This is a genomic window from Sulfurimonas paralvinellae, assembly GCF_014905135.1.
In the GTDB taxonomy this organism is placed as follows: Bacteria; Campylobacterota; Campylobacteria; order Campylobacterales; family Sulfurimonadaceae; genus Sulfurimonas; species Sulfurimonas paralvinellae.
On sequence record NZ_CP041406.1, the window covers coordinates 978520 to 992036 of the forward strand.

Sequence of the window (13517 nt, forward strand, 5' to 3'; positions counted from 1 at the left end):
TTATCTTTTATCCTTCCAGGCTTCATCAAAACCCATTTTATTTTTTTCCATTTTTTGCACCAGTACAACAAGTCCAGCTCTTTTCATAATGTTTTTTACTTTTTTAGGCCATGATTTTCTGTAGTTAAATGAGTGAGGCTTCCCTCCAATGTAATCGATAAAATCATTATTTACTTTATGCGTGAGCAGGGCAGTATACCCATGATCAGCTATTATAGTGTTGAGCCATATTCGGGCTTCTTTGAAACTTTTTATATTTGAATCAGCACTTATCCATTTAGTGGCAAAATCATTAATGCATGCAGTATACGCTTTTTCTCGTAAGGTTTTATTGTATTTTAACAGTGCCAGATTTTCATAAGAACCAGCATAGGGTGATGGGCGGTAGTCTTTTTTAAGGCTTGGTGCTCTTGTTTTATAAGAAAGATCACTTTTTTTGCTTTTCTTTATCTCTTGTGGGTCAAAGAGGATCTTGTTTTTGGATTTTGAGTAGGGCAGATAGAGTGCTGGCAGTTCCGGATCACTCTTGTATGCCCCAAGACTTAAGATATTTCCTGTAATTTGAGAAACATATCCTCTTCCGTAGCCAGATTCTACACCAGCTATGGCAAGTATGGCAGCAGGAGGAACATGCTTTTCTTTGGATATTTTTATGGCTATAGGTGTAATCGTTTTATAAAACTCTTTTACATGTTGGTATTTTCGAAGGCTGTATTGACTTGAAGCATTCAGCGTGCTCAATATGCAAAACAATAGAAATATATATGGTACGAGATATCGTGTATTCATAGAAAAATCCTATAGTTAGTATTTTATATTGTACCAAAATTTTAATTCTACTGGTGTTATCCCTAAAAAATACTAAATTGGAGATCCGTTATTGTTCTATGATACTCACACTATGCTTATTTTATAACAATAAATACACTGATTTTATTTGTGGAGATTTTAAATAAAACTAACACATTCTTTGAAGCTTTTTTCATTTTCCCAAGATAGAGTTTTTAATTCAGGTTCATCTAAAAACTCACGTACAAAACCGAGACATAGATAAGCTATAAGCTTTGTGTTTTTTGGCGCATCTATTGTATTCAAGACTTCTTTTTCATCTAAAATACTAACCCAACCAAGTCCAATATTTAAAGATCTTGCCATTAACCACATGTTTTGAATAGCGCAAACAACACTGTATTCACCCATCTTTTTCATACTTGTCATACCAAGAACTTCTTTATCTCTCTCTATATATAAAACAGCTATGTTTATGGGTGCTTCTTTAATACCTTCGAGCTTTAATTTTTGATATAAATCTTCACTTTTGAAAATTTCTTTTGCTTTTTCATTTTCATTTTGAAAGTTATCAAAAACCTTTTCTTTGATAGTTTCATCTTTTATAACTATAAATTTCCATGGCTGAGAATAGCCTACTGATGGAGCAGTTAAACCTGCTTTTAGTATAAACTGAAGTTGATTATCTTCAATTGTTTTAGATAAAAAGTGATTACCACGAACATCTCGTCTGTTTTTCATAATCTTTAAGAGGGTTTTTGAGTCATCTGTATTGAATTTCATATGTAATTATATCTTATTATATAATTACATAGAAAGTACTATAAAGTATGGACCAAAGAATTGGTTAACATAATGTAAATTCTCTTGAAAAAATTATTATCTTCCAACGGGTCCTCTTCCAATCGGTCTTGCAACTAACTGATCTATGATGATTAGCTTTGGTGACCATTTTGTCTGGATATACGCAGACATGTCTTTTTCAAGCACAGTATTATTCTTGATTTTATTTCTACTATTGTTTATGACCTGTTTATTCTCCTTGACAGATGCCATAATTGCATCATAGCTCTCTTTTTCAAAACCATAAATAAGTTTCAATGCTGATGAGTTAATATTTTCAACTATGAGATAAAGCTTTTTTTTGTCTTGTTGCAATGTAAAAAAATAAAGATTTCCTTTTTGGTACTCTAGGTTATATGCATTTGTATTAAATATAATTGATATAGAACGTTTAACGCCTTTAGAAAATTTGTATCCATTGGTTGCTTTTGCGTACTCGTATGTTAGACACTGATTTTGAGTATCGTATATAGATTGATATATATTAATATTAGATAAATAGATTTTATTTGTATTGACCTGTTTGGCATTTCCTGAAATTAGAACAGTGTTTTTATAGCTGATATTGAGTTCGTTATTGTCTTTTTGGTTTATATGAGGTGAAGAGCAGCTACTAAGAGCCAGTAGCGTAAAAAAGAAAATTATACTTTTTAGCATATACAATTTCCCCTACTTCTTTATTTACAGGTATAGGATAAGCCGAGTTTTGTAGTGATAGCATTAATCTACTGCATGTTTTGCAACATGCCTCTAGCGAAACAATAGCACTGTAAGACGCTAACCATCTGTTTCTTGCTGCCATGTTGGGTTTACAAGCTCTCTATGTTGCCATAAAGACTGGTGGTCTCTTACTCCACCTTTTCACCTTTACTGCATTGCTGCAGAAGTCTAGTCTCTGTTGCACTTTCCCTCGTATTACTACGGCCATTCGTTAAATGGAACATTGTCTTACGGCAGCTCGGACTTTCCTCTTGGATCATCTCCAAGTCACTATCTCCTATACCTAAGTGTAATTATACATCATAATTCATTTACGGCAAAACAGTAAAATGAACAATCGTTCATACTTGCTAAAACATACATGAACATCTGTTCTTTTTAACTAAGGATATATTAACACTTGTTCATATATAATTAGAGATATATTAACAAATGTTCATAACAGAAAAAGGAGCTTGAAATGTCGCAAAACAGGGATATAAATAAAGGAACAAAAACAAAAGAAAAAATCTTAAAAGTAGCTGCTTCTCTCTTTTCTCAGCTGGGATATAGAGGTGCAAGTGTACGTAAGATAGCTGCAGAAGTAGGCATAAGAGAGAGTGCTCTTTACAATCATTTTAAAAACAAAGAAGAGATATTTTTAGAAGTAGCAAAAGACATATTTTCATCGCCCTTCTCTCTTTCAAATGATGAGATTAAAGAGTTAGCATTACGAGGGAAGCCATTTTTGCAAAAGTTTACTATGCAGTATAAAATGCTTACATTTGATAAAAGCAACGAAGGCATGTTTAGACTACTCATGATCGAACTTATGCAAAATAGACTGCTTAGAGAGCAGTTTATAAGTGAATTTCATAACAAGAATATTAAAACGCTCTCAGAGGGCTTTTTTATCATGATGCAGAACTCTTTGATACGTTCTAGTGATCCTATGTTGGTTGCATATGAGTTTATAAGCACCCTATTCTACATACGATTGCAAGTAACAATGTTGAAATTTGATGCCAATTCTGTTAATCATTTGTCAACACAATTTGAAAAACATGTGGATTTTTTCTGGGAAAGCATTAAAATAGGATAGATATTATTTAATATCAGTATGAAAATTTAAAAAAAGCAGCTCCATAAAGGAAACTGCTTTCACATAAAGGTTAAAAGCTTATGTTTAATTCATAGCTTTTAAAGCATATGCTTTACCTAGCGCATATGCTTTTTTGTTTGCTTCATGAACTTTTGGCGGAACTTTTGAAAGCATTGTCTCAATTAGAGACTCTTCCGGAAGTACGCCTGTCATTGTATTTGTAATTGCAAGAGCAACAACTGATTGAGTAATTACATTACCAACCTCTTCTTTTGCAATTGTAATAATAGGAATCTCATGGATAGTCCATTTTTTTCTATCTTCATCTGTTGGGTGAACAAGGTTAGGATCTACTACAATGATTCCACCTGGTTTTACACCATTTTTAAATTGCTGATATGAAACATCTGCAACTGAAAGCATGAAATCAATTTCACCTTCATTTGCATACGGGTAACGAATTTCATTGTCATCCAATGTAATGTCAACTACTGTTGCACCACCACGAACTTGAGAAGTATAAGTAGCAGTTTTTAGACCATAACCACCATTTTTAATCTTACAAGCAGCCATAATCTCACCAGCTAGTAGAACACCCTGTCCACCAACACCGGTAAATCTTAAAGTATGTCTCATTTATAACTCCTTACTTATATTTTTTTCTCAAAGTCATCTTGAGTAATTTTAGCACGTTGTCCTTGTGCAGCTTTTTGAATCTCTGCGTACATCTCACAGTACTCTTCTTGATCTACATCTCTTAGTACACCTGTAGGCAGAAAATTTGCTTTTTCATCTGGGTCTTCAAGTGCTTCCCATTTTTTTAGCGGCATAGTGATACTGTCAATCCATGCAAGATTTTCCATCGCATTTGCCATTTTATTTTTACGGCCAAGGTTGATGTGACAGTTTGAAAGAACTTCAATGAAACTAAAACCTTTATGAGAGAATGCTTTTACAAGAATCTTCTCTAATTTTTTAGGGTCTATCATTGCTTCACGAGCAACAAATGAAGCTCCTGCCCCAATTGCCAAATTAGAAGCATTGAAAGTCGGGTCAATATTACCGTTTTTCTGAGAAACAGTCCAGAAACCACGAGGTGTAGTTGGACTTGTTTGAGAATTTGTAAGACCATAAATAAAGTTGTTAATTAAAATAAAGTTTAAATCAATATTTCTTCTACAACCATGAATAGTATGGTTACCACCAATAGCAAGACCATCACCGTCACCAGCAACTACAATTACATTCGCGTGAGGCTTAGCAAGTTTGATACCTGTAGCATAAGCAATTGTGCGGCCATGTGTAGTGTGAACTGTATTACAGTCTATATATGAAGAGAAACGTCCGGAACAACCTATTCCTGAAACGACACAAACATTGTCCATATCCCATCCCATCTTTTCAATAGCACGAATAGTAGCTTTTAAGATAACACCATCACCACAACCCCAACACCAAAGTGTCGGCATTTTGTTTACACGTAAATATTTGTCATAATTAAATGCCATTACATCATCTCCTTAACTTTTGCTACCATTTCAGCAGGTGCGATAGGACGCCCGTTTGCTTTTAGTAACGTTGTAAAATCATTACGTTTAATTACACGCTCGATCTCTTTTGAGTACTGACCCATATTAAGTTCAGTAACCATAATTCTGTTTTCAAATTGCTTTCCAAGCTCTTCAAGTCTTTTGATTGGGCTTGGCCATAGCATAATTGGTCTGAAAAGTCCTGCTTTGATGCCTTCACTTCTTAGTTTTTTAACAGCTTCATATGCACCAAGTGCAATAGAACCGTAAGCGATGATACAAACATCAGCATCTTCAAGATCAACTTCCTCATAGTCAGGTAAATCATCAAGGCCACCATTTTCGAGGTGAACTGTATTTATTTTGCCAACAAGACGTTCGATGTTAAATTCACATTGCGCAGCATCTTCCGTAGGAAAACCTTCGTCACCGTGATGAAGACCTGTAATATGATACTTGTAACCTTCAAACATAGGGTTGAGTACTGCAGGCTTGTTCATCGGAACATCATATGGTTTGTAGTCAGCTGGGTCACCATGGAACTTTTCACGATCTACAATACTTGCTTCAATCTCTTCGATATCAGGAAGCTCTGCTTTTCCATGCATATGTCCAATAGTTTCATCAAGTAAAACAAATACCGGAGTCATATACTTCTCAGCTAAGTTGAATCCACGTACTGTTTCAGTATAACATTCACTTAAGCTTCCTGCACATAAAGTAATAGAAGCATAATCACCATGAGTTGGATACTGCGCTTGACCGATATCTGCTTGAGAAACACGAGTAGGAAGACCAGTTGATGGACCACCACGCATAACATTAATAATTACTAATGGAATTTCAGCAATAAAACCAAGACCAATTTGTTCAGCTTTAAGCGAAATACCAGGACCTGATGTCGCAGTAAATGATTTAACACCAGCCATAGATGCACCAAGTGCTGCTGAGATACCTGCTATCTCATCTTCCATTTGAATTGCAGTTCCACCAACTTTTGGTAACAAGTCTGAAGAAACGTGCATTACCTCTGAAGATGGAGTAATTGGATATCCACCAAAAAATCTAGCACCAGCTTCAATGGCTGCTTTTGCAGCAAGCTCATTACCAGTTGAAATTACTTCTCTTGCCATTATTTAGCTCCTTTATGTTTTACAGACATATAATTGTTTGCAACAATTTCTTCTTGTCTTTTCTTCGCTTCATCAGTTAATTTAGCAAAGCTTTTTCCAGCTGCTTTCAACTCTTTTCTATCTGCTACATAAATAGCAAAATCAGGACAAGATAACTCACATTCCATACAGCCAATACAAGCGTCCGGATAATCGACAGAGATCATTGCGCCAAGTGTCGATGTCGGTTCATAAACCATTCCAAGTACACCTGAAGGACATACTGATACACAAATATCACATGCTTTACAGTTGCTTGTGTTCACCCATACAGGTTGATCACCAGGGTTTTCAGTCTTAAAAGTTCCCATTTATTCTCCTATTGTTTAAATACAAATTAACTTTGTATATTACTTTTCTACTCATAGAGTATCCAAGTTTTGATAATTATATTCTAAAATGTGCTCGTATCGCCCATCTAGCGTAACAAAAAGTTACGCTGAAAGGCTCACACTAAGATAGAAAATTATTTTTTTGCTAAAACTTCTGCTACTGCTTTACCAATCTCTGCCGGTGAAACAACAACTTTAACGCCAGCTGCTTCAAGTGCTGCCATTTTTTCAGCTGCAGTTCCCGCACTTCCAGAGATGATTGCACCAGCATGCCCCATTCTTTTACCTTTAGGAGCAGTTTGCCCTGCAATAAACGCAACAACAGGTTTTGTAATCTGCTCTTTGATGAGTTTAGCTGCTTGAATCTCAAGGTCACCACCGATTTCACCAATCATTACGATTGCTTCTGTATCCGGATCTGCTTCAAACATTGGTAAAATCTGTTTATAAGAGAGTCCAATGATCGGGTCTCCACCGATACCAACAGCTGTAGTAATTCCAAAACCTTCTCTAACTACCTGATTTGCACCTTCATACGTCAATGTACCAGATTTAGAAATAAGTCCTACATTTCCTTTTTTGAAGATCATACCCGGCATAATTCCGATTTTACACTCTTCAGCAGTGATAATACCTGGACAGTTTGGCCCAATAGTTTTCATATTGTGTTTTGTAGCGTATTGTTTTGCATACATCATATCACGAACAGGAGCACCTTCTGTAATAATTACAGCAAGTTCTACACCTGCATCAGCAGCTTCCATAACAGCATCTGCAACAAATGCAGGTGGAACGAAGATCATAGAAACCGTTGCGCTTGTTGCATCAATGGCATCTTTAACAGTGTTGAAAACTGGTTTGCCAAGATGTTCTTGTCCACCCTTGTTTGGTGTAACACCACCTACAATGTTTGTACCATACGCTAAACATTGTTCAGCATGGAAAGTACCCTCTTTACCAGTAAAACCTTGAACGATAACTTTTGTATCTTTATTTACTAAAATTGACATATTTTATTACTCTCCCTTCGCTGCTGCAACTGCTTTTGCTGCACCATCAGCTAAATCTGTAGCCGGTATAACATTTGCAATATTTGCATTTTTAAGAATTTCTGCCGCTTCAGGTGCATTTGTACCATCAAGACGAACAATAACAGGAACATGAACATCTACAAGTTTTGTAGCTTCAAGAATTCCGTTCGCAATACGATCACAACGTACAATACCACCAAAGATATTTACAAAAATAGCTTTTACATTTGGATTTTTAAGAATAATCTCAAAACCTTTTGCAACAGTTTCTGCATTTGCAGATCCACCAACATCAAGGAAGTTAGCAGGTGTACCACCCATGTAGTTGATAGTATCCATTGTACCCATAGCAAGACCGGCACCATTTACCATACAACCGATCTCACCGTCAAGTGCAATGTAAGAAAGGCCATACTGTGCAGCTTCACGTTCATCAGGATCTTCTTCAGAGATGTCTCTCATTGCTTCGATATCCGGATGACGTCCAAGTGCAGAGTCATCAAAGCCCATTTTTCCATCAAGTGCAAGGAAGTCTCCTGAACCTGTTTTGATCAAAGGATTGATCTCGATCATCTCTGCATCTTTATCCATGTAAACATTGTAAAGTTTTGATGCGAAATCGATCATTTTTCTTTGCTCATTCTTATCAGTGATGCCAAGACCAAAAACCAATTCACGACCGTGAAAGCCTTGAAAACCGATTGATGGGTCAACTTGAACCTTAATGATTTTTTCAGGAGTCTTCTCTGCAACAGTCTCGATGTCCATACCACCTTCAGTAGAAGCCATAATAATAGGCATCTCTGCAGCACGGTCAAGAACAACTGAAAGATAAAGCTCATCTTTGATGTCAGCACCCTCTTCTATGTAAACCTTTTGAACAAGTTTACCTTCTGGACCTGTCTGGTGAGTCACAAGCGTCATTCCGATGATCTCATCAGCAAGACTTTTAACTTCTTCTAGACTTTTAGCAAGTTTTACACCGCCTCCAAGTCCACGTCCACCTGCGTGAATCTGAGCTTTTACAACCCAAATGTTTCCACCAAGTTGCTTCGCAGCTTCTACTGCTTCATCCGGTGTATTAGCAATAATACCTTTAGGTGTAGGCACACCATACTCAGCAAAAACCTGTTTTGCTTGATATTCATGTATATTCATCTATTCTCCTTGTTTTAAGTTGGGTTGTAATTACGCCTTGGGCGCAATCATCTCTTCTGGTTTAACATACTCATCGAACTGCTCAGCAGTTAAAAGACCAAGCTCGATAGCCGTCTCTTTTAGCGTTGAGTTGTTTGCGTGAGCTGTTTTAGCGATTTTTGCAGCATTTTCATACCCAATATATGGATTTAACGCTGTTACAAGCATAAGTGAATTATGTAAGAAATAATCTATTTTTTCTTCTACCGGTTTGATTCCTACTGCCGCATTATCATTGAACGATACAATTGAATCACTTAAAAGTCTTACAGACTGCAAGAAGTTATATGCAATTACCGGTTTAAAAACGTTGAGTTCAAAATTTCCTTGAGATGCTGCAATACCGATAGTTGTGTCATTACCCATTACTTGGCATGCAACCATAGTCACTGCTTCACTTTGTGTAGGATTTACTTTACCTGGCATGATTGAACTTCCCGGCTCATTCGCAGGGATCTCTATCTCCCCTATTCCACAACGAGGACCTGATGCCAACCATCTTACATCGTTCGCTATTTTCATCATATCTGCTGCAAGTGCTTTTAATGCTCCGTGAGCAAACACTAAAGCGTCATGTGAAGTTAAAGCGTGAAATTTATTTGGTGCGGTAATAAACTCATGACCTGTAAGTTCACTTAGTTTTTTAGCAACTCTTTCACCAAGTTCCGGGTGAGCATTTAACCCTGTTCCGACAGCTGTACCGCCAAGAGCAAGCTCACGCACAGCTTCGAGTGAATCTTTTGCCATTTTTTCAGACTTGTTAAGCATCTCGACCCAACCGCTGATCTCTTGACCAAGTGTTAAAGGTGTAGCATCTTGAAGGTGTGTACGACCAATTTTTACAATGTTGGCGAACTCTTCACTTTTTGCCTGAAGTGTTGCTTTAAGTTTTGCAATTGCCGGAAGAAGCTGTTCTTCAACTGCAATAACCGAAGCAACATGAAGTGCAGTCGGATAAGTATCATTTGAAGATTGAGACTTGTTTACATCATCATTAGGATGAACAAGTTTCTCTTTTTTGAAATCACCGCCAAGAATCTCTGTAGCACGGTTTGCAAGCACCTCATTGTTATTCATATTTGATTGTGTACCTGAACCTGTCTGCCAAACAACAAGTGGATAGTTCCCGTCAAGTTTCCCTGCAAGCATATCATCAGCAGCCTGTGCAATAGCATCTGCTTTAGCGGCATCAAGTTTTCCAAGGTCTTTATTGACAAGCGCCACTGCTTTTTTCAGGTAAGAAAATGCACGTGTAATTTCATACGGCATTTTTTCTTCACCGATTTTGAAATTTTGAATACTTCTTTGAGTCTGAGCACCCCAGTAAGCATCCTGTGGAACTTCAATCTCTCCCATAGTGTCTTTTTCTATACGAGTTTTCATTTTTTATTTCCCTTCAAAAAAATTATTTTTATTTAATGTGTCTATAAGTGTTTGCACTGATGCGCATGATTGTGCGAACATTGCGTTCTCTTTTTCATCTAGTGTAACTTCAATGATCTTTTCAGCACCTTTGGCACCAAGCATGACAGGTACACCGGAAACTACATCATTGTAACCATATTCACCATCAAGGCAAACTGCACATGGATGAATCTGCTTTGTGTCCTTTAAAATTGCATCTACCATAATAGCTGTAGATTTTGCAGGAGCATAATAAGCTGAACCTGTTTTTAGGTAACCTACAATCTCTGCTCCACCATGACGTGTTCTATCTACTATCTCATCGATCTCATCTTGCGTGAGGACATCTGAAAGTGGCACACCTGCAACTGTTGAGTAACGAGGCAGAGGAACCATGTCATCACCATGACCACCCATAACAGAAGCACGTATCTGTCCACCGCCGTATCCAAGTTTTTCCTGAATAAATGCAGCCATACGTGAGCTGTCCAAGATTCCGGCCATACCGATAACACGACTTCTGTCAAAGCCGCTTTCTTTGAGTGCTACATATGTCATTGCATCAAGTGGATTTGAAACCATAATAACAATAGCATTCGGAGAATATTTTGCAATACCTTTGATTACATCTTTTGTAATGTTGGCATTTATCATAAGCAGATCATCACGACTCATTCCTGGAAGTCTCGGACTTCCTGCTGTTACTACAACAACATCACAATCGACTAAATCAGACATCTCTTCTGCAACACTAACAACGGTGTGACTTCTGACTGCTGACGCCGCTTGAGACATATCAAGCGCTTTTCCCTTTGCAACATCGATTTTGTTGTCACGAAGAATAATTTCGTGACAAGATCCAAGCATAGCAAGAGAGTAAGCTACCGTTGCACCAACGTTTCCGGCACCTACTATTCCTACCCTTTTTCCTTGACTCATATACACTCCTTCATATTAAGTACTATGATGCTTATTTTAGATACACTTAAACAATATGTGCGAACACATAACACTTAAGTATACTAAGCATCATGATAAGGTGAATTTTCACCTTTTATATGAAACATATTCACTGTTTCATATAAAAAATGAAAAAATCATGCACCCTAAGGTGCATAAAACGATAATTATATAGAACTAATAATATCGTTTAACGTTTTAGAAGGACGCATTGCAGCTTCTGCTTTTGCATCATCAGGGTGAAAATAACCACCGATATCTTGTGCTTTACCTTCAGCAGCAGCTAATTCAGAGAGAATTTTTTCTTCATTTTTAATAAGAGCTTCAGCAACTGGAGTGAACTTTTCAGCAAGAGCGGTGTCCGCAGTTTCTGTACTAAGTGCTTCAGCCCAGTAACGTGCTACCCAGTAGTGAGATGCCTTATTATCTGCTTCTCCACATTTTCTTGAAGGTGCTTTGTCGTTATCAAGGTAACCTTCATTTGCTTTATCCAAAGCTTCAGTCAATGCGCCAATCTTAGTGTCCTCAGATTTTTGGTACATCATTCTAAGAGATTCTGCAAGTGCCAAGAACTCTCCTAATGAATCCCAGCGAAGGTGACCACATTCTAAGAATTGATCAACGTGTTTTGGAGCAGATCCGCCGGCACCTGTTTCAAACAGACCGCCACCAGCTAACAACGGAACGATTGAAAGCATTTTAGCAGATGTTCCAAGCTCTAAGATCGGATACATATCAGTAAGATAATCACGAAGAACATTTCCAGTTACAGAGATCGTGTTTTTACCGGCTCTTACTCTTTCATTTGTAAATCGTGTTGCAGAAGCAACATCCATGATTTTAATATCAAGACCAGTAGTATCATGATCATTTAGATATAGATTTACTTTTTTGATCATCTGTGCATCATGAGCACGATTTTCATCTAACCAGAATACTGCAGGATCACCCGTAAGTTTTGCACGTTCAACTGCTAAGCGAACCCAGTCTTTGATTGGAATATCTTTTGCACGAGACATTCTCCAGATATCACCTTTTTCTACTTCAAAACTCATAAGAACAGTTCCGTCTTCTGCTGTAACTGTTACAGTACCGTCTTCAGCCATTTCAAAAGTAGTTGGGTGAGAACCATACTCTTCCGCTTTTTGTGCCATAAGACCGACATTTGCAACATTACCCATCGTAGTAACATCATATTGACCGTTTTTAACACAGTCTTTGATCATTTCATCATAGAAGACACCGTAAGATGCATCTGGAATAACAGCAACACACTCTACTGCATCACCTTTACGATTCCACTGTTTACCACCTTCACGTACAACAACAGGCATAGAAGCATCGATAATCACATCATTCGGAGCATTGAAGTTTGTTGTCCCTTTGTCAGAATCAACCATTGCAATTTCTGGATTATCAGAATCAACTACTGCTTGAAAAGCTGCTTTTATTTCAGCTTCTTTTGCATGACCGGCGATTTTTTTCTCAAGATCAGCCATACCAAGATTAGGATTGACGCCAACTTTTGCAAATACATCTGCATATTTATCAAATACTTCTTTGAAGAACACTTCAAAAGCATGACCGAACATAATAGGGTCAGAGATTTTCATCATAGTTGCTTTTAAGTGAATAGACCATAAAACACCATTTGCTTTTGCATCATCAATTGTTTTTTGAATAAACGCACGAAGTTTTTTAGCAGACATGAATGTACCGTCTAAAATCTCAGCATCAAGTGCATCAATAGTTTTAAGTTCTTTTCCATTTAAAGCGATTGTAACTTTTTGAGCTTTGTCCATTGTTACAGACTTTTCATTCCCGTAAAAATCACCGTCTCCATTCATATGTGCAACATACGCTTTTGAATTTTCAGAGAAAGGCTTCAATCTGTGTGGATGCTCTTGTGCATATTTTTTAACTGCGTGAGCTGCACGTCTGTCAGAGTTCCCTTCACGAAGAACAGGGTTAACCGCTGAACCAAGACATACGCTGTATTTTTCCTGAATAGCTTCTTCTTCTGCATTTGCAGGATTCTCAGGATAGTTCGGAATATCATATCCTTGAGATTGTAGTTCAGCAATACAATCTTTTAGTTGACCAACTGAAGCTGAGATGTTTGGAAGCTTAATAATGTTCGCTTCTGGTTTTTGTACCAGTTCACCCAGTTTAGAAAGTTCATCTTCAGCAAGACCCATTGCCGCTAAAACTCTACCTGCTAGTGAAATATCACTAGTTACAACTTCTACGCCTGCTTCTTTTGTAAAAGCATTTACGATAGGTAAAAGTGAATACGTTGCCAAAGCCGGAGCTTCATCAATTTTTGACCAAATAATTTTTGACATATTATGTCCTCGTGAATAATATTTTTTTCATGACACTCGCTAAAGTCCATGAATTTTACAAGATTAATAATAACACTAAGATAGGTAATATTTGCTAAGCTTTTGAAAAGATTT

13 protein-coding genes and 1 other RNA gene are annotated in these 13517 nt (G+C 37.2%); 1 reads left to right on the plus strand and 13 read right to left on the minus strand.

Annotated elements, in window-relative coordinates; genetic code table 11:
* The 4 genes from FM071_RS05165 to rnpB form a co-directional block, all read right to left on the minus strand.
* Positions 1 to 741: a glucosaminidase domain-containing protein gene (locus FM071_RS05165; RefSeq protein WP_226960593.1), complete on the minus strand. Its 741-nt coding sequence runs from the start codon at positions 739 to 741 to the stop codon at positions 1 to 3.
* A gap of 207 nt (positions 742 to 948) precedes the next feature.
* Positions 949 to 1572 carry a 5,6-dimethylbenzimidazole synthase gene (gene bluB, locus FM071_RS05170; protein ID WP_193111947.1) on the minus strand — a complete coding sequence of 208 codons (624 nt, stop codon included), beginning with the start codon at positions 1570 to 1572 and terminating at the stop codon, positions 949 to 951.
* A 96-nt stretch (positions 1573 to 1668) separates the two neighbouring features.
* The gene (locus FM071_RS05175) at positions 1669 to 2289 is read right to left on the minus strand and encodes a hypothetical protein (RefSeq protein ID WP_193111948.1); all 621 of its coding nucleotides are present in this window, start codon (positions 2287 to 2289) and stop codon (positions 1669 to 1671) included.
* 23 nt (positions 2290 to 2312) lie between these two features.
* Positions 2313 to 2638: RNase P RNA component class A (gene rnpB / locus FM071_RS05180), an RNA gene on the minus strand.
* Positions 2639 to 2812: 174 nt separating this feature from the next.
* Between rnpB and FM071_RS05185 the strand changes: the two genes are divergently transcribed.
* Positions 2813 to 3433: a TetR/AcrR family transcriptional regulator gene (locus FM071_RS05185; RefSeq protein ID WP_193111949.1), complete on the plus strand. Its 621-nt coding sequence runs from the start codon at positions 2813 to 2815 to the stop codon at positions 3431 to 3433.
* 84 nt (positions 3434 to 3517) lie between these two features.
* On the opposite strand, the gene FM071_RS05190 is transcribed toward FM071_RS05185, so the two are convergent.
* The 9 genes from FM071_RS05190 to FM071_RS05230 form a co-directional block, all read right to left on the minus strand.
* Positions 3518 to 4069, minus strand: a complete 552-nt coding sequence (locus tag FM071_RS05190; protein ID WP_193111950.1) for a 2-oxoglutarate:acceptor oxidoreductase subunit OorC — start codon at positions 4067 to 4069, stop codon at positions 3518 to 3520.
* Between the two features lie 14 nt (positions 4070 to 4083).
* Positions 4084 to 4941, minus strand: coding sequence for a 2-oxoglutarate ferredoxin oxidoreductase subunit beta (locus FM071_RS05195; RefSeq protein ID WP_193111951.1), 858 nt, complete (start codon positions 4939 to 4941; stop codon positions 4084 to 4086).
* Positions 4941 to 6095, minus strand: coding sequence for a 2-oxoglutarate synthase subunit alpha (locus FM071_RS05200; RefSeq protein ID WP_193111952.1), 1155 nt, complete (start codon positions 6093 to 6095; stop codon positions 4941 to 4943). Before FM071_RS05200 ends, FM071_RS05195 begins: the two co-directional genes overlap by 1 nt.
* Positions 6095 to 6445, minus strand: coding sequence for a 4Fe-4S binding protein (locus tag FM071_RS05205; protein WP_193111953.1), 351 nt, complete (start codon positions 6443 to 6445; stop codon positions 6095 to 6097). The genes FM071_RS05200 and FM071_RS05205 overlap by 1 nt, the downstream gene beginning before the upstream one ends.
* A 155-nt stretch (positions 6446 to 6600) precedes the next feature.
* Positions 6601 to 7476, minus strand: a complete 876-nt coding sequence (gene sucD, locus FM071_RS05210; protein ID WP_193111954.1) for a succinate--CoA ligase subunit alpha — start codon at positions 7474 to 7476, stop codon at positions 6601 to 6603.
* Positions 7477 to 7482: 6 nt separating this feature from the next.
* Positions 7483 to 8655, minus strand: coding sequence for an ADP-forming succinate--CoA ligase subunit beta (gene sucC / locus FM071_RS05215; RefSeq protein ID WP_193111955.1), 1173 nt, complete (start codon positions 8653 to 8655; stop codon positions 7483 to 7485).
* A gap of 30 nt (positions 8656 to 8685) precedes the next feature.
* Complete coding sequence (gene fumC / locus FM071_RS05220) at positions 8686 to 10077, minus strand: class II fumarate hydratase (RefSeq protein WP_193111956.1); 1392 nt, start codon at positions 10075 to 10077, stop codon at positions 8686 to 8688.
* A gap of 3 nt (positions 10078 to 10080) precedes the next feature.
* Positions 10081 to 11037: a malate dehydrogenase gene (gene mdh, locus FM071_RS05225; RefSeq protein WP_193111957.1), complete on the minus strand. Its 957-nt coding sequence runs from the start codon at positions 11035 to 11037 to the stop codon at positions 10081 to 10083.
* Positions 11038 to 11225: 188 nt separating this feature from the next.
* Positions 11226 to 13403, minus strand: a complete 2178-nt coding sequence (locus tag FM071_RS05230) for an NADP-dependent isocitrate dehydrogenase (RefSeq protein ID WP_193111958.1) — start codon at positions 13401 to 13403, stop codon at positions 11226 to 11228.
* Positions 13404 to 13517 lie beyond the last annotated feature (114 nt).